At 71.7% G+C, this 21,990-nt stretch carries 22 protein-coding genes; 9 read left to right on the top strand and 13 right to left on the bottom strand.

Features of this window, described 5'->3' with window-relative positions; all coding sequences use genetic code 11:
* Positions 1 to 9 precede the first annotated feature (9 nt).
* The 4 genes from FLV34_RS00745 to FLV34_RS00730 form a co-directional block, all read right to left on the bottom strand.
* On the bottom strand, positions 10 to 738 hold the full coding sequence (locus FLV34_RS00745; RefSeq protein ID WP_142645140.1) for a response regulator transcription factor: 729 nt from the start codon (positions 736 to 738) through the stop codon (positions 10 to 12).
* Positions 738 to 1,733: a sensor histidine kinase gene (locus tag FLV34_RS00740; protein ID WP_147942146.1), complete on the bottom strand. Its 996-nt coding sequence runs from the start codon at positions 1,731 to 1,733 to the stop codon at positions 738 to 740. The genes FLV34_RS00745 and FLV34_RS00740 overlap by 1 nt, the downstream gene beginning before the upstream one ends.
* Before the next feature lie 250 nt (positions 1,734 to 1,983).
* Positions 1,984 to 3,012, bottom strand: coding sequence for an aldo/keto reductase (locus FLV34_RS00735; RefSeq protein WP_147942145.1), 1,029 nt, complete (start codon positions 3,010 to 3,012; stop codon positions 1,984 to 1,986).
* Positions 3,013 to 3,290: 278 nt separating this feature from the next.
* Positions 3,291 to 4,373 (bottom strand): lactonase family protein, encoded by a 1,083-nt coding sequence (locus FLV34_RS00730; RefSeq protein WP_147942144.1) that lies wholly within the window; start codon positions 4,371 to 4,373, stop codon positions 3,291 to 3,293.
* A 689-nt stretch (positions 4,374 to 5,062) separates the two neighbouring features.
* On the opposite strand from FLV34_RS00730, the gene FLV34_RS00725 reads away from it, so the two are divergent.
* From FLV34_RS00725 to FLV34_RS00715, 3 genes are all read left to right on the top strand, one after another.
* Positions 5,063 to 6,577, top strand: coding sequence for an acyl-CoA carboxylase subunit beta (locus FLV34_RS00725; RefSeq protein ID WP_240970874.1), 1,515 nt, complete (start codon positions 5,063 to 5,065; stop codon positions 6,575 to 6,577).
* Complete coding sequence (locus FLV34_RS00720) at positions 6,574 to 6,756, top strand: acyl-CoA carboxylase epsilon subunit (RefSeq protein ID WP_142645145.1); 183 nt, start codon at positions 6,574 to 6,576, stop codon at positions 6,754 to 6,756. Before FLV34_RS00725 ends, FLV34_RS00720 begins: the two co-directional genes overlap by 4 nt.
* A gap of 93 nt (positions 6,757 to 6,849) precedes the next feature.
* Positions 6,850 to 8,601, top strand: coding sequence for a biotin carboxylase N-terminal domain-containing protein (locus tag FLV34_RS00715; protein WP_147942143.1), 1,752 nt, complete (start codon positions 6,850 to 6,852; stop codon positions 8,599 to 8,601).
* A 125-nt stretch (positions 8,602 to 8,726) separates the two neighbouring features.
* Here the strand turns inward: FLV34_RS00715 and FLV34_RS00710 are convergent, their stop codons facing one another.
* Together FLV34_RS00710 and FLV34_RS00705 are read right to left on the bottom strand one after the other, a co-directional pair.
* The gene (locus FLV34_RS00710) at positions 8,727 to 9,680 is read right to left on the bottom strand and encodes a hypothetical protein (RefSeq protein WP_147942142.1); all 954 of its coding nucleotides are present in this window, start codon (positions 9,678 to 9,680) and stop codon (positions 8,727 to 8,729) included.
* Positions 9,681 to 9,787: 107 nt separating this feature from the next.
* On the bottom strand, positions 9,788 to 11,884 hold the full coding sequence (locus FLV34_RS00705) for an MMPL family transporter (RefSeq protein ID WP_222709377.1): 2,097 nt from the start codon (positions 11,882 to 11,884) through the stop codon (positions 9,788 to 9,790).
* Between the two features lie 156 nt (positions 11,885 to 12,040).
* On the opposite strand from FLV34_RS00705, the gene FLV34_RS00700 reads away from it, so the two are divergent.
* The gene (locus FLV34_RS00700) at positions 12,041 to 13,459 is read left to right on the top strand and encodes an MFS transporter (RefSeq protein ID WP_142645149.1); all 1,419 of its coding nucleotides are present in this window, start codon (positions 12,041 to 12,043) and stop codon (positions 13,457 to 13,459) included.
* 59 nt (positions 13,460 to 13,518) lie between these two features.
* On the top strand, positions 13,519 to 14,175 hold the full coding sequence (locus FLV34_RS00695; RefSeq protein ID WP_142645150.1) for a MerR family transcriptional regulator: 657 nt from the start codon (positions 13,519 to 13,521) through the stop codon (positions 14,173 to 14,175).
* 37 nt (positions 14,176 to 14,212) lie between these two features.
* Here FLV34_RS00695 and FLV34_RS00690 read toward each other — a convergent pair whose 3' ends face one another.
* Both FLV34_RS00690 and FLV34_RS00685 read right to left on the bottom strand, forming a co-directional pair.
* Positions 14,213 to 14,635, bottom strand: a complete 423-nt coding sequence (locus FLV34_RS00690) for a MaoC/PaaZ C-terminal domain-containing protein (RefSeq protein ID WP_142645151.1) — start codon at positions 14,633 to 14,635, stop codon at positions 14,213 to 14,215.
* Positions 14,628 to 15,032 carry a MaoC family dehydratase N-terminal domain-containing protein gene (locus FLV34_RS00685; protein WP_142645152.1) on the bottom strand — a complete coding sequence of 135 codons (405 nt, stop codon included), beginning with the start codon at positions 15,030 to 15,032 and terminating at the stop codon, positions 14,628 to 14,630. Before FLV34_RS00685 ends, FLV34_RS00690 begins: the two co-directional genes overlap by 8 nt.
* Before the next feature lie 194 nt (positions 15,033 to 15,226).
* On the opposite strand from FLV34_RS00685, the gene FLV34_RS00680 reads away from it, so the two are divergent.
* Positions 15,227 to 15,985: an AfsR/SARP family transcriptional regulator gene (locus tag FLV34_RS00680; RefSeq protein WP_187280509.1), complete on the top strand. Its 759-nt coding sequence runs from the start codon at positions 15,227 to 15,229 to the stop codon at positions 15,983 to 15,985.
* 10 nt (positions 15,986 to 15,995) lie between these two features.
* Here the strand turns inward: FLV34_RS00680 and FLV34_RS00675 are convergent, their stop codons facing one another.
* From FLV34_RS00675 to FLV34_RS00655, 5 genes are read right to left on the bottom strand one after another with little or no spacing between them, the layout of a single operon-like run.
* On the bottom strand, positions 15,996 to 16,436 hold the full coding sequence (locus tag FLV34_RS00675; RefSeq protein ID WP_260617032.1) for a MaoC/PaaZ C-terminal domain-containing protein: 441 nt from the start codon (positions 16,434 to 16,436) through the stop codon (positions 15,996 to 15,998).
* The gene (locus FLV34_RS00670; RefSeq protein ID WP_168065559.1) at positions 16,433 to 16,891 is read right to left on the bottom strand and encodes a MaoC family dehydratase N-terminal domain-containing protein; all 459 of its coding nucleotides are present in this window, start codon (positions 16,889 to 16,891) and stop codon (positions 16,433 to 16,435) included. The genes FLV34_RS00675 and FLV34_RS00670 overlap by 4 nt, the downstream gene beginning before the upstream one ends.
* Entirely contained in the window at positions 16,882 to 17,988 is a 1,107-nt protein-coding gene (locus tag FLV34_RS00665) for a beta-ketoacyl synthase N-terminal-like domain-containing protein (protein WP_168065561.1), read from the bottom strand. The genes FLV34_RS00670 and FLV34_RS00665 overlap by 10 nt, the downstream gene beginning before the upstream one ends.
* Positions 17,985 to 19,202, bottom strand: coding sequence for a beta-ketoacyl synthase (locus tag FLV34_RS00660; RefSeq protein WP_147942139.1), 1,218 nt, complete (start codon positions 19,200 to 19,202; stop codon positions 17,985 to 17,987). Before FLV34_RS00660 ends, FLV34_RS00665 begins: the two co-directional genes overlap by 4 nt.
* Positions 19,195 to 19,443 (bottom strand): acyl carrier protein, encoded by a 249-nt coding sequence (locus tag FLV34_RS00655; protein WP_142645157.1) that lies wholly within the window; start codon positions 19,441 to 19,443, stop codon positions 19,195 to 19,197. Before FLV34_RS00655 ends, FLV34_RS00660 begins: the two co-directional genes overlap by 8 nt.
* A gap of 178 nt (positions 19,444 to 19,621) precedes the next feature.
* Here FLV34_RS00655 and FLV34_RS00650 point away from each other — a divergent pair, with 178 nt between their 5' ends.
* From FLV34_RS00650 to fabG, 3 genes are read left to right on the top strand one after another with little or no spacing between them, the layout of a single operon-like run.
* Positions 19,622 to 20,635: an AfsA-related hotdog domain-containing protein gene (locus tag FLV34_RS00650; protein ID WP_168065563.1), complete on the top strand. Its 1,014-nt coding sequence runs from the start codon at positions 19,622 to 19,624 to the stop codon at positions 20,633 to 20,635.
* Positions 20,628 to 21,278 (top strand): HAD family phosphatase, encoded by a 651-nt coding sequence (locus FLV34_RS00645; protein WP_142645159.1) that lies wholly within the window; start codon positions 20,628 to 20,630, stop codon positions 21,276 to 21,278. The genes FLV34_RS00650 and FLV34_RS00645 overlap by 8 nt, the downstream gene beginning before the upstream one ends.
* Entirely contained in the window at positions 21,275 to 21,979 is a 705-nt protein-coding gene (gene fabG, locus FLV34_RS00640; RefSeq protein ID WP_142645160.1) for a 3-oxoacyl-ACP reductase FabG, read from the top strand. Before FLV34_RS00645 ends, fabG begins: the two co-directional genes overlap by 4 nt.
* Positions 21,980 to 21,990: the final 11 nt, after the last annotated feature.

Raw genomic sequence — 21,990 nt, 5'->3', positions numbered from 1 at the left:
TGAGGAGGGCTACCGGTAGGTCAGGGACCCGTTCTGCCGGACGGGTTCGGAGGGGAAGGGCGGGACCCGCTTCAGCGGTACGGGCACGGGGGCCGGCACGGCGGGCTCGAAGGCCGGTGCGGCGACCTTGGCCCGGTTGACGGCGTCGAGCCGCGACACGGCGCCGAGCTTGCCGAAGATGTTGCGCAGGTGCCGCTTGACCGTGCCTTCGGTGATCGACAGCTGGACCGCGATCTGCCGGTTGCTGAGCGCGCGGGCGACCAGGGCGAGCACCTCCTCCTCCCGTTCGGTGAGCAGAGCGGTGCGCGGCGGCTCCCCGACGGCCCTCGGCGGGCGCGACGACACGATCACCCGGTAGGAGTTGCGGTGCACGCCGCGCAGGGCCGACGTCAGGTCCTGCCAGCTCACGCCCTTGTGCAGGTAGCCCCGGGCGCCCGCGGAGAGCATCTCGTGCACGAGATGCGGGTCGTCGTGCACCGTCAGCACCACCACGGTGCTGTGCGGCGACACGTGGGCGATCTGCTTGAGCGTGTACGTGGGCGGGTGGCCCGGCATCTCGATGTCCAGCAGGACGATGTCGGGACGGGTCGCGGCGGCCGCGGACACGACGGTCCGGGCGTCTCCGGCCTGCCCGACGACGCGGAAGTCGTGTTGCGCGCGCAGCAGTTCGCACAGCGCCTCGCGCAGGAGCGTGTGATCGTCGGCGACGACGATCCGGATGGGATGCTCGATACTCATCAGCGCCCTCCGAGCGGCACGGAGATGTGGATTCGCGTTCCCGCGGACGGATGGCTGCTCATGCGGAACTCGCCTTCGAGCAACTCGGTGCGCTCGCGCATGGAGGCGAAGCCGCCGCTCCGCCAGGACCGGCCGGGGTCCAGTCCTGTCCCGTCGTCCTGGACGACGGCCACCACCTTCTCCGGCAGGATCTCGGCGTGTGCGCTCACTCCCTCCGCCCCGGCATGGGTGAGCGCGTTACGCAGGGCTTCCCTGATGATCGCCAGCAGTTCCGCGCGCACCTCGTCGGGAAGGCGGGACTCCTCCCCGCGTACGGACACCTGGAGGTTCACCCCCGGTGGTTTGACGGCCTCCCCGAACGCCCGCAGCGAGCTTTCGAGGCCGACGTCGTGCGGGCACGACCGAAGGCCCCGCATCACGCGCCGGACCGTCTCCCAGGCGTCGTTCAGAGCCTGGCGCAACCCGCGCAGGTCGTCGCGTCCCTCCGGAGTGTCACGGCGCAGTTCGTAGAGGTCCAGGCGGCGCAGCGCGAGACTGACGCTGCTGCCCACCCAGTCGTGCACGTCCCGGGCGATGGCCTTGCGGATCCGCTCCGGGGTCTCCACCTCGTCGGCGAAGCTGCCCACCCGGGCGAGGATCGCCCGGTTGAGGGTGGGCAGGACGCGGCGGGCCAGCCGTTCCCGGTCCGGGGCCGCCCCCGCGGCCTCGGCGAGATGGTCGGCCACCGTCTGGAACAGCTCCGCCCACGCGAGGCTCGCCGCCGCGAGACCGACCTCCCGGACGGCCGGCCCCGGCGGTTCCGGCGTGGCCGGTGTCGCGTCACCGCCGACGGATGCCGCGCAGATCTTCAGGAGGGCCCGCGTCTGCCTGCGCCACTCCTGCCAGACCAGGGGATCCTGGACGACGGGACTGGCCAGCGCCCGCAGGCGGCTTTCGTACGAGTGAAGTAACGCCGGACTCCGTATGAGCAGCTCCGGCGACACGTATTCCGTCATACTCGATCCCCCGCACCTTGTTCACCCCCGCCTTGTCCACGGACCAGAAGGGGGTCCGCGTTACGACCACATGGTGCCAGCCGGCGAAAACCACCAGCCTTGATCTCCCCAATTATCCGGATATTTCGCCTTTCAAGGCAACGCCCAGGGGATTACTTTCTGCGGGTATGACAGATAGTAGAGAAAGCTGTTATGTTTTCGAACGCGATTCGAGTGGTGTTAGTGGAACGGGCTATTCTGTAATTCTCAACTATCTCCGCCGCAGCGCGGCGTCGGCCGGCTCAGGGTGCTGCCAGCCCTCGTCGTGCGGGTTGAGCGTGACGCCCGGCGGGACGATCCTGTCGATCTCGTCGAGCACCTCGTCGTCCAGGTCGATCGACACCGCGCCGAGCTGGGTGTCAAGGTGCTCCACAGTACGCGGGCCGATGATGACCGACGTGACCGCTGGATGCCGGAGCGCGAAGGCGAGGGCGAGGCCGACGAGGCTGAGCCCGGCGCGCTCGGCCAGCAGGGCCAGCTCCTCGACCGCGTCGAGCTTGCGCTGGTTGGCCGGCAGCTCCATGTCGTACCTGCCGGGCACCACGAAGCTGCGCATGCTGAACGGAAGCTCCTGGTTCTTGCGATACCGGCCGGTGAGCCAGCCGCCGGCGAGCGGGCTCCAGGTCAGCACGCCCAGCCGGTGCTGCCGGCAGACCGGCAGAACGTCACGTTCGATCCCCCGGGCGAGGATCGAGTAGGGCGCCTGCTCGGCGGAGAAGCGTTCCCGGGACCCGCGGGCGGCCACGTACTGCGCCTCGACGATCATGTGGGCCGGGAACGTGGATGTGCCGAAATATCGGATCTTGCCAGCTCTGACCAAATCTGTCAGGGCGCCCAATGTGTCGTCGATATCCGTGGACGGATCGGGACGGTGTATCTGGTAGAGGTCGATCCAGTCGGTGCCGAGCCGGCGCAGGCTGTTGTCGACCTCCCGCATGATCCACCGGCGGGAGTTGCCCCGCATGTTGGGGTCGGCGCCCATCGGGAAGTGGCACTTGGTCGCGAGGACCACCCGGTCGCGCACCCCGCCCTGCGCGAGGGCCTTGCCGACGATCTCCTCCGACTCTCCGGCCGAGTAGTTGTCGGAGGTGTCGATGAAGTTGACGCCGCTCTCGATCGCGCGGTGAATGATCTTTATCGAGTCGTCGTGGTCGGGGTTGCCCCACGACCCGAACATCATCGCGCCCAGGCACAACCGGCTCACCGAGACACCGGTCCGGCCGAGCACCTCGTACTGCATGCGTTCTCCCTCGTGTCGGGGGTCGGAAGGCCGCGGGCGCCGGGGAGGCGGCCGGGGGCGCGCGTACTCCTGTCGCGGCGGACACGGCGGACGGCGGGACCCGGGCGCACGTCGCGGGCGGCCCCGAACGGCGGCCCCGAACGGCGGCTCCGCATGGCGGGTGCGGTCGGCCGGGCGAACGCGTCGCCTCCGCCGAAAGTGGCGATGTGCCGTGAATAGCTGATAGCTATGCTATCCACTATCCATTTGACGGACAAGAGTGAGCCGTGTCACATCCCCTATGAGACCGGCGGCCGGGGTCGGGTGGCCGGCGCCGGTACGGCGACCACGCAGGCCGCGTCGGGGACGGCCAGCGGTGCGCCCAGGGCGCCGAGCAGGCCGGTGCCGGCGTCGGCGGACAGGGCGGTCAGCGTCCCCGCCATCTGGCTGGCGACGTACACGACCGAGCCCGAGGGGTCGATCAGCAGGTCCCACGGCAGCGTGGTGAACGGGTCGCCGAACCGGTGCTCTCCGACCCGCTTCAGCAGGGCGCCCGCGGCGCCGGTCTCGAAGACCGCCACGCTCTCATGGCCCCGGTTGGCCACGTAGACATACCGGCCGTCGGCCGTCGTCACGACGGTGGAGGGGGCGATCCATCCGTCCGCCTCGTCGGGCACCGTACGCACCGAGCCGAGAGGGCGCAGGGTCCCCGAGGCGTCGAACTCGCACACCACGACGACCGGCCGGAGCTCGCCGACCACGTACACGTACCGGCCCGAGGGGTGGAAGACGAGGTGGCGGGGCCCGACACCCTCGCCGACGTGGGTCCGTCCCGCGGCGGTGAGATGTCCGTCCGGCGCGGAGTATCGGTAGACGTGGACGTGGTCGTCGCCCTTGTCGGGCACCAGTACGAACGTTCCCGTCTGATCGGTCGCCGTCATGTGCGGGTGCGGACCCGCCTGGTTGACCGGATCCGGGCCCTTCCCGGTGTGGCGTACGACGTCGGCGGGCGGCCCGATGAGCTCGCCGGACTCGACGGGGAACACGACGACCTCGCCCGAGTCGTGGTTGGCGGCGAACAGGTGCCGTCCCGACGGGTGCAGGGACAGGTGGACGGTGCCGGCGCCCAGGGCAGGCCGCTCGGCCAGGTGCTCCAGGGAGCCGCCCCGCCCGACGCGCAGGACGTGCACGCGGCCCTCCGGCACGTTGGAGGCCACGTAGAGCGTCCGCCCGGAGGGGGACGGCAGCAGGTGGAAGGGGTTGGGGATGTCGGTGAACGTGCCGGTGAGCACCAGCTCACCTGTCGTGGGAGCGGACATCACGGCGCGCACGCCCCTGGCGAGGGTCTCGGTCCAGGAGTAGCCGCCGACGAACAGTTGCATCACAGCCGCGCCTTCCTCGTCGCATCGGTCGCAGTCGCCGCTCTGGGCGGGGCCCGCCGATCCGCCGGACGGCCACCGGGCAGGATCGCGACCGCCGGCGGCGCGGCATGCGGCTCCTTTGGGGGAGGAGCCGAGCCGTTTCCCGACTTTATCGGAATTAGCCTTATCTGCGCAGATGACGAGATGTCACTTGGGGGGTAATGGATGTTTCGAAAGGAGTAGGCCCCCCGGAGCCGGCTCCGGGTCACCGCCGATCCAGGATGGGAGAGCGAGGGACTCCGGGATCGCCGGAGCCCCTCTGTTTTCCCCTCAAGTCCCGAGGTGGACGGCCGTCCCCCCGGGAGTCCTGTCGCGGCGGGGCCGGGGAACACGCCACCCGGCGTGGCCGGCTCACCCTGCTCACCTGGCTCATCCGGCGCGCGCGGCGCCGGCGGCGCGTGGGAAAGCCGGCCCGCCGCCGATCGCGATCTCATCATTCGGAACGGCCGCGGACCATGTCACCTAAGACATACGGCCGGTGCCTCCTAGGGGTGACTCTCCTTTGCCCCGGCGGCCCTTGTTGGAATCATTCGGGCAAATGCGGAGTGACTGATGAAAGGCCTTCGCGCATGACATTGCTTGACGACAGAAACGCCGTGACCGAGGCGCCGCCGGACTCCATGGAGGGCAGGCTCGCAGAGCTCGACCGGATGCGCAGGCGGCTGGCCGAGGGGCCGGGCGCGGGCGCGACGGAGGCGCAGCACGCCCGTGGCAAGCTCACCGTACGCGAGCGCCTGGATATCCTGCTCGACCCCGGCTCGTTCACGGAGATCGAGGGCTTTCGCCGCCACCGCGCGACGGGCTTCGGCATGGAGCGGCGCCGGCCGCACGGCGACGGCGTGGTGACCGGCTGGGGCATGATCGACGGCCGCCGGGTCTTCGTCTACGCCCACGACTTCCGGGTCTTCGGCGGCTCGCTCGGCGAGGCGCACGCCCAGAAGATCCACAAGGTGATGGACCTGGCCTACGCCGCCCGGGCGCCCCTGATCAGCCTCAACGACGGCGCCGGCGCCCGCATCCAGGAGGGCGTGACCGGCCTCGCGGGCTACGGCGGCATCTTCCAGCGGACCGTCCGGGCGTCGGGCGTGATTCCGCAGATCAGCGTGATGCTCGGCCCCTGCGCGGGCGGCGCGTCGTACGCCCCCGCGCTCACCGATGTGGTGTTCATGGTGCGGGACACCTCGCAGATGTTCATCACCGGTCCCGACGTCGTGGAGGCCGTGACCGGCGAGCGGATCAGCCAGGAGGGCCTCGGGGGCGCCGACGTGCACGCCACGAGGTCGGGCGTGGCGACCTTCGTGCACGAGGACGAGGCGAGCTGTCTCGAAGACGTGCGATACCTGGTCTCGCTGCTGCCCGCCAGCAACCTGGAGACCCCGCCGGTGGAGTTCACCGCCGATTCGGCCGACCGGCGCTGTGAGGCGCTGATCGACATCGTGCCCGCCGACCCCGGACGGCCCTACGACATGCGGGAGGTCATCGCCGAGGTCGTCGACGACGGCGAGTTCCTCGAGTTCTCCGAGCGGTGGGCCGCCAACGTGATCTGCGCGCTGGCCCGGCTGGACGGCCACGTGGTGGGCGTCATCGCCAACCAGCCGCTGTCCATGGCGGGCGTGCTCGACATCCACGCCTCGGAGAAGGCGGCCCGCTTCGTGCAGATGTGCGACGCGTTCAACATCCCGTTGGTCACGTTCGTCGACGTGCCGGGCTTCCTGCCGGGCACCGACCAGGAACACGGCGGGGTGATCCGGCACGGCGCGAAGCTCCTGCACGCCTACTGCGCCGCCACGGTGCCCCGCGTCCAGGTGATCGTCAGGAAGGCGTACGGCGGCGCCTACATCGTCATGGACTCCCGTTCCATCGGCGCCGACCTGTCGTTCGCCTGGCCGACCAACGAGATCGCCGTCATGGGCGCGGACGCCGCCGCGAACGTCATCTTCCGCAAGGAGATCGCCGCCTCCGCAGACCCCGAGACCACCCGCGCGAAGCTCGTCGGGGAATACCGCGCGGAGCTCATGCACCCCTACTACGCGGTCGAGCGCGGTCTGGTCGACGACGTGATCGACCCGAGGGACACCAGGAAGGTCCTCGCGGGCGCGCTGGCCACGCTCCGCGGCAAACAGGCCGTGCTGCCGCATCGCAAGCACGCCAACCCCCCGGCATGACGGCCCGGGAACCGGCGCGGACGCCGGTGGCCGTCGTGCGTGGGGCGCCGACCGACGAGCAGCTCGCGGCCGTGCTGGCCGTGCTGTCGGCGGCGTCCGGAGCCCGGGGGACCGGGACGCCCCCGCCCCCGGTCCCCCGCCCCCGGTGGTCGGTGGAGTCCGTATGGCGGCCGGCGTGATGCGCGGGGGCCGCCCCGCGCGGGGGCCGTACGAAGTCGTGGGAGCAGGCGTGGCGGCCGCGGGAGACGCCCCGGCCGCGCGGAGGAGGAACGGTGCGTAAGGTCCTGGTCGCCAACAGGGGAGAGGTCGCGGTCCGGATCATCCGGGGCTGCCGGGACGCGGGGCTGGACAGCGTCGCGGTCTACGCGGCGCCCGACGCCGGCGCGCCGCACGTGCGGCTGGCCGGCGAGGCGTTCGCCCTGGGGGGAGACACTCCCGCCGCCAGTTACCTGGACGTGGGCAAGGTGCTCGACGCGGCGCTGAAGTCGGGCGCCGACGCCGTCCATCCGGGCTGGGGATTCCTGTCGGAGAACGCCGGCTTCGCCCAGGCCGTGATCGACGCCGGGCTGACCTGGATCGGGCCCCCGCCCGGCGTGATCAGGGAGCTCGGCGACAAGGTGTCGGCCCGGCGGATCGCGGCACGGGTGGGGGCCCCGCTCGCCCCCGGCACCCCCGGCCCGGCCTCCGGCGCGGCCGAGGTCGTGGCCTTCGCCGAGGAGCACGGCCTGCCCGTGGCGATCAAGGCGGCGTACGGCGGCGGTGGCCGGGGCCTCAAGGTCGCCTGGACCATGGAGGAGATCCCCGAGCTGTACGACAGCGCGGTGCGGGAGGCGGTGACCGCCTTCGGCCGGGGCGAGTGCTTCGCCGAGCGCTACCTCGACCGGCCCCGGCACGTCGAGACCCAGTGCCTGGCCGACGCGCACGGGAACGTGGTGGTGGTCTCGACCCGCGACTGCTCGCTGCAGCGCCGCCACCAGAAGCTGGTCGAGGAGGCCCCTGCGCCGTTCCTCACCCCCGAGCAGTCGCGGCTGCTGTACGAGAGCTCCAAGGCCATCCTGCGCGAGGCCGGCTATGTCGGGGCGGGCACCTGCGAGTTCCTCGTGGCCCGCGACGGCCTGGTGTCGTTCCTGGAGGTCAACACCCGCCTCCAGGTGGAGCACCCGGTCAGCGAGGAGGTCACGGGCCTCGACCTGGTCCGCGAGATGTTCCGCGTCGCGGCGGGGGAACCGCTCGGCTACGGCGACCCGGAGATACACGGCCACTCCATCGAGTTCCGGATCAACGGGGAGGATCCGGGCCGGAACTTCCTGCCGTCCCCCGGCACGGTGATCCGCTGGCGGCCGCCGGGCGGGCCGGGGGTCCGCCTGGACTCCGGCGTCGTGGAGGGCACGCAGGTCGGCCAGGCGTTCGACTCGTTGCTGGCCAAGCTGGTCGTCACCGGGCGGGACCGGGAGCAGGCCCTGGCCCGGGCCCGGCGGGCGCTCGCCGAGTTCGAAGTCGAGGGGCTGGCGACCACGCTGCCGTTCCATCGGGCCCTCGTCGACGACCCGGCGTTCGCCCCCGGCCTCACGGTGCACACGCAGTGGATCGAGACGGAGTTCGCCGGCGGCGTCGAGCCGTACGGCGGCCTCGTCGTGGAGCCGGAGCCCGGCGCGGGGACCGAGACGCTGGTGGTGGAGGTGGACGGCCGACGGGTCGAGGTCGTGATGCCGGCTGGCCTGACCACGCCGGCCGCGGAGCGGGTCGCCGCGGGGCCGCGGCGCAGGGGTGCGCGCCGGGCCGGGGCGGGCGGCGGTGCGCCGGCCGCCGAGGGCGCGGTGGTCAGTCCCATGCAGGGCACCATCGTGAAGATCAACAAGGCGGACGGCGAGACGGTGGAGGAGGGCGAGCTGCTCTTCGTGCTGGAGGCGATGAAGATGGAGCAGCCGCTGTTCGCGCAGCGGGCCGGCCGCGTCGCCGGTCTCGCCGTCACGGTGGGCCAGGCCGTCGCCGGCGGCGAGGTCCTCTGCGTGCTCGGCACCTGACCTCGCGGGGAGCGGGCGGACGATCGCCCCGGCCCGGTGACGCCGTCGCGTCGCCCGGCCGGGGCGATCGGCGCTCCCGCACCGGCGGCAGGGAGGAGCGGGAGCGGTCCGGTGGACGAGGGGGTTCAGGCCCGGGCGGGGACGGGCGGGCGGGGGCCGGTCCGGACGCGCCGCGCGCCCGCGACGACCACCGCCGCGGCGGCCGACGTCACGGCCGCCACCAGTACGGCGAACGCGGTCACGGTGGAAGGGCCGGGGTAGATCAGCGGCTCGCCCCTGAGCGCCTGCCAGGTGAGCAGCACGAGCAGCCCGCCGAATCCGGCGGCCGCCACCCTGACCAGGCCCAGGCGCACACCGTCGTCGGCGAGGACGGGCACCCGCGTGCCCAGCGCCCGGAGGGCCGCCAGCAGCAGGGGCAGGGCCTGCAGGGCGTGCAGCCCGGCGAAGTGCGCCACCCGGAGATCGCCCCCGGTGGTGCTCCAGCCGAGGATGGGCAGCCCCGGCCCGCCGTCGGGCACGCCGACGCTGTGCGCCCCGGAGACGCCGCCGGCGTTGGACGTGGAGCCCACCATCAGGTAGGCCTCGGCCATGCCGGCGACGCACAGCGCGAGCCCGAGGCGCAGCGCCGAGGCCGTGGGCCGGTCGCCGACCCGGTGCAGCAGCACCAGCCCGGTGACGGCGATGGTCACCACCCAGAGGGCGGTCACCAGCGTCCCCATGAGGCCGAAGATCGCCGCGTCCTGCGGGGTGCTCACGTTGAAATGGCTCTGCCGTCCCCGCGCCGCCTGGAGCGTGATGAGGCCGACGCCCACCGTGCTCATGCCCGCGATCAGGTCGCCGAGCCGTCTGGCCACGACCGGGGCGCGCTTCAGCAGCGTCAGCAGCCAGGCCAGGGTCAGGCTGTAGACGCCGAACGAGACGGCGAACTTGAACGGCTTCATCCACACGGGCACGCCGAGGAGGGTGCGGTCGTCGACGACGAGCCCCACCAGGGACACCACTGCGAGCACGGCCATCGCGCCGCAGAAGACGATGAGCGTGCGGTGCAGGCCGAGCACACTGCGGAGGAGCGCTCGCATGGGACCTCCTGTCGAAGTTGTCGCCCCCGGTGCGGCCCGCCTCGGGCCGCACCGGGGGATCTGCCGGAAACGAAGCCGCCGGCGGCCGGGGGACCCGGCCCCCGGGCTCAGACCTTCGCGTCGACCTGCCCGGCTTCCACGACGGACTCGCCCTCCCGTACGCCGAACCGGTCCCACAGCCGGGCCAGGGGCCGCGGCGCCCACCAGGCGTAGCGGCCCAGCAGCCGCATGGTCGCGGGCACGAGGAGGCTGCGGACGATGGTGGCGTCCACGACGACCGCGATGACCAGGCCGATTCCGGCCATCTTCATGAACGCGATGCCGGAGACGGCGAAGCCGCCGACGACGACCACGACCAGGAGCGCGGCACTCGTGATGATCTTCGCGGTGCGCTGGAGGCCGACCGCCACCGACTCGACGGGATCGCCCGTCAGCATCCACTGCTCGCGGATGCGCGACAGCAGGAACACCTCGTAGTCCATGGCCAGGCCGAAGGCGATGGCCACGATCAGCACGGGGAAGTTCACGTCGACCGCGCCGATCGGGACGAAGCCCAGCGCTCCGGAGAGCCAGCCGTCCTGGAAGATCAGCTTGATGGCGCCGAAGGACGCCGACAGAGACAGGAGGTTGAAGAGCACGGACTTCAGCGGCAGCAGGACCGAACCGAAGGCCATGAAGAGCACCACGAAGGAGACGACCGCGACGAACAGCGCCATCCACACCATCCGCGAGGTGACCATGTCGACGATGTCGACCCGGGAGGCGGGCATTCCGGTGAGCGAGGTCTTCGCGCCCGGGGGCGGGGTGACGGCGCGCAGGTCCTCCACCATGCGGCGCGACTCACGCGACATCGGGTCGCCCGAGTAGGCGAGCGTCACCCGTCCCTCGGTCCCCTGGGTCCCGGTGACGCGGGCGTCCGCGACGCCCGGCACCGCGCCGAGCCGCGTCGCGTAGGCGTCGAGTGCCGCGCGGTCGGGCGCGGACTCGACGACCATCGTCATGAGCTTGCCGGGATCGCCGTCGAACCTGGCCGCCATCTCCCCGGTGACCACGCGGGCGTCGGCGGAGGCGGGCAGCACCCAGTCGCCGGGCCGGGCCCAGTTGACCCCGGCGAACGGCAGGCCGAGCCCAACGAGCAGGACCACGATGCCGATCGTGGTCACCAGCGGGCGCCGCATCACCGCGTGGGCGACGCGATACCAGCGCCCCTGCTCGGGCGGGGCGGACAGCGCGCGGCCCCGGCGCGGCACCAGCCGCCGGCCCCCGAGACGCAGCAGGGCGGGGAGCACGGTCAGCGACGCCAGCACGGCCAGCAGCGTCACTCCGGCGCCGGCGAAGCCCATCGACAGCAGGAACCTGGACGGGAAGAGGGTCAGCCCGGCCAGTGAGATCGCCACGACCAGGCCGGAGAACATGATCGTGCGGCCGGCCGCGGCGGTGGTCCGGCGGATCGCCTCGTCCAGGGGCCTGCCCTGGCTCATCTCCTCCCTGAACCGGGTGACCATGAGCAGCGCGTAGTCGATGGCCAGGCCCAGCCCCAGGATGGTGACCACCTGGATGGCGAAGGTCGAGATGTCGGTGAAGAAGGTCACCAGCCGCAGCACGGCGAGTGAGCCCAGCGCCGCGACGATGCCGACGAGCAGCGGAAGCGAGGCGGCCGGCAGGCTGCGGAAGATGACCACCAGCAGGATCAGCAGGATCGGGATGGACAGTGCCTCGGCGAACAGCAGGTCCCGCATGGTCTGGCGGTTGACCTGGTCGGTCATCGAGGTGATGCCGCCGAAGCGGACGGTGAGGCCGTCGGCCTTGAACTTGTCCTGGATCGCCCGGAGCATCTGCACACGCTCCTGGTCGACGCTGGAGCCGAGCTGCACGGTGACGTAGGTCGCGTGCCGGTCCTTGGAGACGAAGCTCTGCGAGTGGGTGGACCAGAAGGACTCGAGCCGCACGACGTCGTCGCGCGGCACCGACGCGATCGCCCGCTGGACGGGCTCGGCGAACCTCGGGTCGTCCACTGTCAGGGTGTCGCTCTCGTAGAGGACGACCACGTCGTTGGCGTACCTGCCGAGCGGCCCGGCCAGCACCTTGTCGGCGTGGACGGACTCGCTGCCCGGATCGTCGAAGCCGGCTCCGCCACCGAGCGCGCCCAGGACACCGGTGCCCCAGCCGCCCGCGCCGATGGCGAAGATCAGGGCGCCTATCACTATCCATAGACGCCGTCGGACCACGAAAGTGCCTAGAGCGCTGAACATGAACTGCCCTCATCTGTCAAGAGGTGGAAAGTTGGGCTATCTATAATTACCGTCAGCTTCACTATCCACTATCCATGTTCATTGCGCAACGGGCCTCAGGAGGCCTCCATGAGCTCACGCAGGGGCGGTCTGGTCACGTTCCTGATCGCCGGTCTGGCGGCCTTCATGACCGCCCTGGACAACCTCGTCGTCACCACCGCGCTGCCGACGATCCAGCGGCAGTTCCGGGCCTCTCTCGAGGGGCTGGAGTGGACGGTGAACTCCTACACGCTCACCTACGCGGTCTGCCTGCTCACCGCGGCCGTCCTCGGGGACCGCTTCGGGCGGCGGCGGGTCTTCGTGACGGGGCTGCTGGTGTTCACCGCCGCCTCGGCCACCGCGGCCTCCGCCGGATCCGTCGGCGTGCTGGTCGCGTCCCGCGCCGTCCAGGGCATCGGCGCCGCACTCGTCTTCCCGCTCGCCCTCACCCTGGTGGTGACGGCGGCGCCGCCCGCCAGGCGCGGCCTGGCCATCGCGGGCTTCGGCGGCATGAGCGGCCTCGGCATCGCGCTGGGCCCCTGGATCGGCGGGCTCATCGTCGAGTACGGCGACTGGCAGTGGGTGTTCTGGATCAACGTGCCGATCGGGCTGGTGCTCGCGCCGCTCGCCGCACGGCTGCTGGGCGCCGGCAGGGGCCCGCACGACCGTCTCGACGTCCGCGGCACCGTGCTCGTCACGGCCGGCCTGTTCGGGATCGTCTACGGCCTGATCCGCAGCGTACGGCTCGGCTGGCTGCACCCGCAGGTCGTGCTGTCCGTCCTGGCCGGGCTCGCGATCCTGGCCGTGTTCGTCCGGTGGGAGCGGCGCGCCGCCTACCCCATCATCCCGCCGCGCCTGTTCCGCAGCCGCGGCTTCACGCTGTCGAACGCGGTCGCGCTGCTCGTCCAGGGCGGCATGTTCGGCGCGGTCTTCCTGCTGACGCAGTTCCTGCAGAACGCCCTGGGGCACACCCCGCTGCGCGCCGGCGCGATGACCCTGCCGTGGACCATGATGCCGCTGCTGGTCGCGCCGGCCGCCGGCGTGTTCGGCGACCGGATCGGGCCGCGGCGGCTGCTCACCGCGGGGGCGCTGCTGCAGGCCGCCGCCCTCGCCTGGTTCGCGGTGGTCTCCACCACGGACGTCGCGTACGTCGTGCTTCTCCCGGGAATGGTGGTCGCGGGCGTCGGCATGGGCCTGTTCTTCGCCCTGGCCGCCCGCGTGGCCATGGACTACGTCTCCACCGACGAGGAAGGGCTGGCCTCGGGCGTCAACAACGCGATGCGTCAGATCGGGGTGGTGCTGGGCGTGGCCGTGCTGTCGGCGGTGTTCGCGACGGCGGGAGGCTACGCGGCGCCGGCGCGGTTCGTCGCCGGTCTGCATCCGGCGCTGTGGGCCGGGACCGCGATCGTGCTGCTGGGCGCCGTCGTCGCGATGCTGGTGCCGCGTCCCGTCTCCGCCACCCCGGGCGAACGTGAGGAGACCACTTTGAGCACGATCGAAAGTGGATAAGCACAACTTCCGCTATCTATTCTGGAAACGATCGGCGTAAGGATGGGGAGGGCGGCGACGTGCGCATAGGTGAGCTCAGCCGGGAGAGCGGCGTGTCCATCCCCACGATCAAGTACTACGTCCGCGAGGGGCTGCTGCCCGCGGGCGAGCGCACCAAGTTCAACCAGGCGCAGTATGACGAGACGCACCTGCGCCGGCTCAAACTGGTCAGGGCGCTGGTCGAGGTCGGCGGGCTGTCCATCGCCGCCACCCGCGACGTGCTGAGCCTGATGGACGCGCAGACGAGCGACCTCGCCCGCCTGGGCAAGGCCCAGTACGCGCTGACCCCCCGCAGGGAGCACGAGCCGGACGAGGCATGGGAGTGGGCCGGCGAGCAGGTGGACGGTCTGCTCGCCAAGCACGGCTGGAAGGTCTCGCGCAACAACCCCGCCCGGCTCCAGCTCGCCGAGGCGCTGGCCACGCTGCGCCGCCTCGGCCAGGACGACTACCTCGCCATGCTCGACCGCTACGCCGAGATCGTCGGCGAGATGACGACGATGGAGGTGGACGGGGTCCTGGCGCGCAGGAACCTGGACGGGATGGCCGAGGCGATCGTCATCTGGACCGCCATCGGCGACTCGATGCTCACCGCGTTGCGCCGGCTCTCGCAGGAGGCCGAGACCGTACGCCGGTTCGGCGAGACCGTCTTCACGGCCGAGGGCGAGCAGCAGGACTGAAAAGGCAGCAGGACCCGTGGGCAAGGCCGGGGTGGGGTCAGCGCAGCCTGACCACGGCGCGCGGGCGCGCGAGGACCTTCTCCCCGCCGCACCGGACGGTGAGGTCCACCCGCACCCGGCCGTCGCCGAGCTTCTCGCTCACCACCGCGCCGGCCGTGATCTCGACGCCCTCGTCGGTGTCGGGCACCAGCACCGGCGCCGCGAACCTGGTGGCGCACTCCAGCACCGTGTCGCGGCCCGCCCACTCGGTGAGCACCCGCAGGGCCACGCCCAGGGTGAGCATGCCGTGCGCGACGACGGCCGGCAGGCCCGCCCCGGCCGCCGCGCGCTCGCTCCAGTGGATGGGGTTGAAGTCGCCCGACGCGCCCGCGTAGACGACGAGGTCGCCGCGTCGCAGGGTGTGGGTGAGCCCGGGCAGGCGGGTGCCGACGCCGACCTCCTCGTAGCGGGGCTCAGCCATCGGACCTCGCGATCAGCGTCGACGTGCCGGTGCAGACCAGCTCGTCCTCGGTCGTGCGCACGACGCTGGAGAGGGTGAGCACGTCCGTGCCGCCCACGTGGCCGGCCTCGGCGACGGTGACCGTCACGGTCAGCTCGTCGCCCGGCTCGATGGGCCGCCGGTGCTCGAAGCGCTGCTCCCGGTGGAGCAGCCTCGTCGTGTCGAACCCGACCTCGGGATCGAAGACGACGCGCAGCTCGGCAGGCATCGTGACCACGACCGCGAAGGTGGGCGGGGCGCACGCCGGATCACCGGAGTCGCCGATGGCCCGGGCGAACTCCCGGATCTTCTCCCGGCTGACGAGATAGGGATCGGTGGCGGGGTAGACCCGGCCCACCAGAGCGGCATTCAGCGGCATCGCGACCCTTCCGTACGCGGAGACGTGCCGGTCAGCGGTGAATCTATGCGCGCGGTCCGGTCGGGCGGCATTCCTCTTTGGGGGTAGAGGCGATGCCTCGGGAGCGGTACGCCCTACCCCCTATGTGCACTGGGGGCCTCACCTGGCGTACGGGCAGTCTAGGGAGTGATCGGCAACCGGACCGGGAGGCGGAGATGTTGTCTTTTTCCCTGCTGGGAGCTGTCGAGCTGAATCAGGGGGACAAGAAGTGGACTCCACGCGGGCCGAAGGTGCGGCAGCTTCTGTCGCTGCTGCTGATGCGGCCATCGCAGACGGTCACCCTCGACACGCTCGTCGAGGAGCTGTGGGACGGCAGCCCGCCGCGTACGGCGGTGCAGACCATCCGCACCCACGTCTACAACCTGCGGACGGGGCTGGAGCGGGAGGCGGGGCTGCCGGGCGCGGCCGGGCTGCTGGTGACCGAGCCGACCGGCTACCTGCTCCGGGTGCCGCCCGGGCAGGGTGACGTGGACAGGTTCCGCCGGATGGTCGGCGAGGGGCGGCTGCACCTGGAGAAGGGCGACGCGGAGACCGCCGCCGGGGTGCTGCGCCGGGCCCTGGACCTGTGGCGGGGCTCGCCCCTCACCAACGTGCCGCTCGGCCCGGTCCTCGCCCAGCACGTCGCGCACCTGGAGGAGGTGCGCATCCGGGGGCTGGAGCTGTGGGTCGAGGCGGGCATGAGCCTGGGCCGGCATCGGGAGCTCATCGCCGACCTGCGCGAGCTGGTCGCGGTGCACACGCTGAACGAATGGTTCCACGCCCGGCTGATCGAGGCCCTGCACCGCTCGGGACGCCGCGGCGACGCGCTGAACGCGGTGCAGAGCCTGCGCCGGATGCTGCACGACGAGCTGGGCGTGGAACCCTCCGCCGAGGTGCGGCGGCTCCAGCTGGCCGTGCTGGCCGAGGCCGGGTAGCGGCCTCCGCTCACCGCAGCGCGACGATCACCTTGGGCATGAGCAGGACCTTCGCCCCGTCGAGCCGTACGGCGAGGTTCACCCGCACCTTCGGCGGCTCCAGCTTCTCCGCCACCGACGCCTCCACGGTCAGCTCGACGCCGGCGTCGTCGTCGGGCACCGGAACCAGCCGGGGGAAGCGCCCGCCGAAGTCGACCACGGCGCCGGGATCGCCAGCCCACTCGACGAGGTAGCCCAGCGCCAGGCCCATCGTCAGCATGCCCTGCGCGATGGGCCCGGGCAGGCCGAACCCGGTGGCCGTACGGTCGTCCCAGTGGATGGGGTTGTAGTCGCGGGCGGCCCCGCCGTACCTGACCAGATCCTTGCGCCGCACCCGGAAGGCGCGCGAGGGCAGCCGGAAGCCCGGCTCCAGCAGGTCGTAGCGTGGCCGGGTCACGCTCTGGACGGTCACCGAGGCACCTCCTCCCCGAAGACGACGAAGATCGACCGGCCCGTGCAGACGTGCCGTCCGCCCAGGTCGGTGATCCGGCTCTCGTAGCTGACCACGTCGCCCCGGGCGAGCGTCTCCACCGCGGCCAGGCGCACGGTCACGGTGATGACGTCGCCCGCGTGGATCGGGCGTTCGTAGGCGAAGCGCTGCTCCCGGTGGACGAAGCGGTCCTGGCCCTGGGCGCCGAGCTCGGGGTCGAGCACCGCCCGATACTCCGCGTCGAGCGTGACCACCATGGGAAAGCTCGGCGGCGCGATCACGTCGGGGTAGCCCAGCGCACGCGCCGCCCGCGGATCCACGTAGGCGTCGTGCCCGTCGCGCAGGGCCAGGGCGAACTCCTTGATCTTCTCCCTGCTGACCTCGTACGGCTCGCTCGGCGGGTAGACCTTGCCCACGCAGGAGAGGTTCAGCGCCACTCGCGCACCACCAGACAACCCACGTTGCCGTCCTCGCCGATGGACGTGACCAGCCCGATGCGGGGCTCCCTGGCCGGCTCACGCCACAGCGCGAGCAGCGCGGCCAGCTGCATGGCGCCGCTGGCGCTGTAGAGCTCGCCCAGGACCTCGCCCACCCTGACGTGCGGGACGGGACGGCCGAGCGCCTCTCCGAGAGCCCATCTCTCCAGGTCGTCGCGGACCCAGTGGTTGGTCGCGCCCAGACTGGCCGTGTCGACCGCTCCGGGGCTCACCCCGCTGCGCTCCAGCGCCCGCTCCACGCACTCCGTCAGCGCCTCGGCCTGCTCCTGCGCGGTGCCGTGGCCCCGGTAGGCGACCTCGCAGGCCAGCATCTCGGCCGGCGCGGTCCGGCCGGACGCCCTGACCGCCTCCGCGTCCTCGACGAGGAACAGGGCGCAGCCCTCGCCGACCGGCGCGTCGTCCACCAGCGCCCCGGACAGGTGCCAGCCCCAGGCGGCGGCGGGCGACAGCTCCTCCACGCCGCCGACCAGGACCCTGCCCGCCCGGCGCTGCTCGATGGCCGTACGGGCGAACCGGATGGCGGCCAGGCTCGCGGCCTGGCCGCTGGACACGACGGAGTTGACGGCACGCAGGGAGTTGCGGATGGCCACCTGCCCGGTGCAGGCGTTCGTCACCACGTTGGGGAAGTTGCCGGGGTTGACCAGGTAGGGCTTCTCCTGCACGAGCGTGTCGATGCCGACCTCGACCATGCTGGTCAGGCTCCCGGTGTTGGTGGCGAGCACCACACCGGTGTCGGCCCCGGCGTCCGCGTCGAGCCCGCCGATCCCGTCCAGGGCGAGCCGGCACGCCACCAGCCCCAGCTTCGTGAAGCGGTCGACGTGCCGCAGCCCCTTGCGGCCCAGCAGCTCGGCCACCTCGAGGTCGGGAATCGCCCACAACGGGCGGGGCGGATAGTCCTCGGGCGACTCCTCCGGTTCGGCCCGGCTCTCCAGGCCGTGCCGCAACGCGTGCTCCAGGGGCTCCAGCCCGAGTCCCGCGGGGGAGACGACGCCGCACGAGGTGATCGCCAGCGGTGTCTCGGTGAGGACGAGGCTCAACGCAACCTCCCGAATATCATCACGACGTTGTTGCCGCCGAAGGCGAGCCCCTGGTTCTGCGCCACCTGGACGGAGGCCGGCCGCGCCGCGCCGGGAACCACGTCCAGCCCCTCGCCGAGCGCGGGGTCCAGCTCCTGCACGGTCGCCGTCGGGGGCAGGAAGCCCTCCTCGATGGCCTTGCTGCAGGCGATCGCGCCGAACGCGCTGGCCGCGCCCATGGTGTGGCCGATCATCGACTTGATCGAGCTGACGGGCGGCAGCCGGTCGCCGAACACCTCGCGCACCGCCTTCACCTCGGTGAGGTCGTTGGTCGGTGTGCCGGTGCCGTGCGCGCAGATGTAGTCGATCTGCTCGGCGCGCACCCCCGCGTAGCGGTGGGCGATCCTGATGCACTCGGCGATGCTGTCGGCGTCCGGGTTGACCATGTGCCTGGCGTCGCAGTTGACGCCGTAGCCCAGGACCTCGGCGTAGATCCGCGCGCCGCGGGCCAGCGCGTGGTCCAGCGGCTCCAGCAGCAGCACCGCGCCGCCCTCGCCGGTGATGATGCCCGACCTGTTCACGTCGAACGGCCGGCAGACCTGCTCCGCCAGCGCGCCGAGACGGTAGAAGCCCGCGTGGCAGGCCCGGTTCACCGCGTCGGCGCCCCCGGCGAGCATGAAGTCCGCCTGTCCGGTGCGCACCAGGTCGAAGGCGTACCCCAGGGCCATGTTGCTCGCCGAGCAGGCCGTGGGGATCGTCTGGGAGTCGCCGGACAGCCGCAGCTCGTAGCTGACCGCGTTGGCGATCTGGCTGACGGGCGTCATCCCGGGCAGGCGGGGGTCGACGTTCTTCAGCCCGTTGCCGACCCACTGCTCCACCGCGGCCTGGAGCACCTGCGACTCGCCGGCCGTGGTGCCCATGATCGAACCCGTCCGGCGCGCCGACAGCAGGTCCGGGTCGATTCCGGCGTCCCGTACGGCGAGCCGCGCGGCGGCCGCGGCGAACTGCCCGCTGCGCCCCCACTGCCCGGGGTCCAGCCGCTCGACGAGGGCGGCGGGATCGAAGTCGTGCACCTCGGCGGCGACGACCGACGGGAACTCCGAGGCGTCGAAGCTGCGGATGGGGGAAAAGCCCGTGCGGCCCGCCCGCAGCCCTTCGACGAACGCCTCGACCCCGATGCCGATGCAGCTGACCGCGCCCAGCCCGGTGATGACCACGCGGCGGGGCTCAGACACCGCTGGTCTCTCCGGCGAGCTTGTCCATGACCTGGTACACGCCCTGCAGGTTCGGCATGTTGGGCAGCTCGTCCTGCGGGACGGCGATCCCCAGCTCCTTCTCGATGCGGGCCAGGATCGTGATGAGGGAAAGGGAGTCGGCGTCGTATTCGTCGATGAAATGACCCGTCTCGGTGAGCTCGCCGGGCTCCAGTTCGAGCTCCTGCGAAATGATGTCGCGCACCTTCTCGTGAATATCCATTGCTGATCCCTTCGGCGACTGCCTTTTCCGTGCCGGAACGTTAAACAGGCCGTCGTGCGACCGGCAAGGCGAGTGAGCCGAAAGTGGTATGCGCCCGTCTGCTTTTATCGTCCTTCTACCTCCGTTTCATCGGCCTGTGTCACAGTCGCCTCTGCTCCATTTCCATTCAGTGGAGGTGATGATGACGGTCGACCTGGAAGTCGCCGACGACCCGGTGAGCGCCGCCGAATTACGTTTCAACCGCACCATGGAGCGCACACTCGTCCACCGGACCTCGGTCGCCGAGGTGTTCGTGACCGACATGGCCCTGGCCGGGCCCCAGCGGCTGCTGGTGGCCGCCCAGTTGCCGCTCAGCCACGGGTACTACAGCGACCATCCGTGCGGGCCTGGTCTGTTCGACCCGCTGCTGATCCTCGAGGCGGGCCGTCAGGCCGGGATAGCCGGCGGGCACATGCTGGGCTTCCCGCCTGACACGATCATGATGGTCGACAGGTTCGAGCTGGATCTGCCCGACGCCGACGCCCTGCGGATCGGGCGCCTGCCCGGCGAGCTGCTCATCGACAGCCGTTTCGAGGTCACCCGGCTGCGCCGGGGGCGCGTACGCCAGGGAGTGGTCCGCCAGGACCTGCGGCTCGGCGACCGGCACGCCGGCACGCACGAGATGCAGGTCCAGGTCGTCTCGCACGACGAGCTGGCGGCGCTGCGCACCGTGGTCCGGGGCACTCCCGCTCCTTCCACCGGAGAGATGCCCGACGACGCCGGCCCGCTCGCGGCTCCGCCCGCCGTGGTCGGGCGGAACAACCCTCTCAACGTCGTCCTCGCCCAGGTCGAGCGCGGGGAGGCGGGGGCGCGGGCGCTCGTGCGGCCCCGGTTCGGCAACCGGTCCCTGTTCGACCACGACTACGACCACCTGCCCGCGATGGTGCTGACCGAGGCGGCGCGCCAGCTCGCGGTGGTGGCCTGCGGCGACGCGGTGGTCTGGCCGGTCTCGGTGACAGGCGGGTTCCGCCGTTTCGCCGAGCTCGACCTGCCCGTGCACGCCGCCGCGGTCCGCGTGCCGTACGGCGCGAGCGGTGATCGGGCGCGCGGCTCCGGCGCGGGCGGGCCGGCACGCGACCGGGTGGACGTCTCCTTCACGCAGGACGGCACGGTGATCGCCGAGGTGACGCTGGCGATGGTGCGCCATGGCTGAACCCGTCGAGGCGATCTGGACCGACTTCGGCGGCGTCCTGACTCCGCCCATCAGCCACACGCTGGCCACTTTCTGCACCAAGCAGAACATCCCCATGGAGCCGCTGATCGACGCCGTGCTCAAGGTCACCGCGACGTACGGCACCGACGACATCATGCTGCCGATCGACACGCCCCTCGTGACCGAGAGCGAGTGGCTGGCCCAGATCGGCGAGGTGCTGCGCGCCGACCACGGGATCGAGCCCCGCCTGACGAGCCTGGCCGACGCGTGGTTCGACGGCCGCGAGGCCAACCACGAGTGGGCCGGGCACCTGCGCGCGCTGCGCGGCCAGGGCTTCTTCGTCGGGCTGCTGTCCAACATGGTGCCCGCGTGGGACGACCACTGGCGCCGCATGATCGACCCCGCCGCCCACTTCGACGAGGTGGTGCTGTCCTTCGAGGTGGGCTGCCGCAAGCCCGGCAGGGAGATCTTCGAGCTCGCCGTACGGCGGTCCGGCGTGCCCGCCTCCCGCTCGATCTTCGTCGACGACCTGGCCAGGAACTGCGAGGGCGCGGAGGCCGCCGGATGGCGCGCCGTCCGGTTCACCGACACGGCCCAGGCGATCACCGCGCTGGGCGAGCACCTGAAAGTGAGGACACCGTGAGCCGTTCCGTCCTGGTCACCGGGGGCAACCGCGGGATCGGCCTGGCCATCGCCCGCGCGTTCGCCGACGCGGGTGACAAGGTCGCCGTCACCTATCGCTCGGGCGAGCCGCCCGAGGGCCTGTTCGGCGTGCGGTGCGACGTGACCGACAGCGCCTCGGTGGAGGCGGCCGTGGACGAGGTGCGGGTGCAGCACGGCCCGGTCCAGGTCCTGGTCGCCAACGCCGGCACCACCAGGGACAACCTGTTCATGGCGATGAAGGAGCAGGACTTCGCCACCGTCGTCGACACCAACCTCCTCGGCGCCATGCGGGTGGCCAAGGCGACCGTCACGGACATGGTCAAGGCCCGGTGGGGGCGGATCATCTTCATCGGCTCCACCACCGCCTTCTGGGGCTCGCCGGGCGTGACCAACTACGCCGCGTCCAAGGCCGCCCTCGTCGGCTTCGCCCGCTCCCTCGCCTGGGAGCTCGGTCCCCGCAAGGTCACCGTCAACGTGGTCATGCCGGGCCTCATCGAGACCGACATGGTGGCGGGCCTCAGCGCGGAGCACCGCGCCTATCTGCACAGCATCACCGCGTTGCGCAGGTCGGGACGCCCCGAGGAGGTGGCGCCGGCCGTGCGTTTCCTGGCCTCCGACGAGGCCTCGTTCATCACCGGCGCCGCGATCCCGATCAGCGGCGGATCCGGTCTGGGCCACTGAACCACCGAGGC

Source organism: Microbispora sp. CSR-4 (genome assembly GCF_008033685.1).
Taxonomy (GTDB): Bacteria; Actinomycetota; Actinomycetes; order Streptosporangiales; family Streptosporangiaceae; genus Microbispora.
This window is presented reverse-complemented; position numbering and strand designations above follow the sequence as displayed.

Bases quoted from the DNA above. Each gene is read 5' to 3' on its own strand.
- FLV34_RS00720 (WP_142645145.1), top strand. From the start codon at position 6,574: ATGACGGCCCGGGAACCGGCGCGGACGCCGGTGGCCGTCGTGCGTGGG.
- FLV34_RS00740 (WP_147942146.1), bottom strand. From the start codon at position 1,733: ATGACGGAATACGTGTCGCCGGAGCTGCTCATACGGAGTCCGGCGTTA.
- FLV34_RS00710 (WP_147942142.1), bottom strand. From the start codon at position 9,680: ATGCGAGCGCTCCTCCGCAGTGTGCTCGGCCTGCACCGCACGCTCATC.
- FLV34_RS00700 (WP_142645149.1), top strand. From the start codon at position 12,041: ATGAGCTCACGCAGGGGCGGTCTGGTCACGTTCCTGATCGCCGGTCTG.
- FLV34_RS00685 (WP_142645152.1), bottom strand. From the start codon at position 15,032: ATGCCGCTGAATGCCGCTCTGGTGGGCCGGGTCTACCCCGCCACCGAT.
- FLV34_RS00730 (WP_147942144.1), bottom strand. From the start codon at position 4,373: ATGCAACTGTTCGTCGGCGGCTACTCCTGGACCGAGACCCTCGCCAGG.
- FLV34_RS00735 (WP_147942145.1), bottom strand. From the start codon at position 3,012: ATGCAGTACGAGGTGCTCGGCCGGACCGGTGTCTCGGTGAGCCGGTTG.
- FLV34_RS00725 (WP_240970874.1), top strand. From the start codon at position 5,063: ATGCGCAGGCGGCTGGCCGAGGGGCCGGGCGCGGGCGCGACGGAGGCG.
- FLV34_RS00650 (WP_168065563.1), top strand. From the start codon at position 19,622: ATGATGACGGTCGACCTGGAAGTCGCCGACGACCCGGTGAGCGCCGCC.
- FLV34_RS00690 (WP_142645151.1), bottom strand. From the start codon at position 14,635: ATGGCTGAGCCCCGCTACGAGGAGGTCGGCGTCGGCACCCGCCTGCCC.
- FLV34_RS00745 (WP_142645140.1), bottom strand. From the start codon at position 738: ATGAGTATCGAGCATCCCATCCGGATCGTCGTCGCCGACGATCACACG.
- FLV34_RS00680 (WP_187280509.1), top strand. From the start codon at position 15,227: ATGTTGTCTTTTTCCCTGCTGGGAGCTGTCGAGCTGAATCAGGGGGAC.
- FLV34_RS00655 (WP_142645157.1), bottom strand. From the start codon at position 19,443: ATGGATATTCACGAGAAGGTGCGCGACATCATTTCGCAGGAGCTCGAA.
- FLV34_RS00645 (WP_142645159.1), top strand. From the start codon at position 20,628: ATGGCTGAACCCGTCGAGGCGATCTGGACCGACTTCGGCGGCGTCCTG.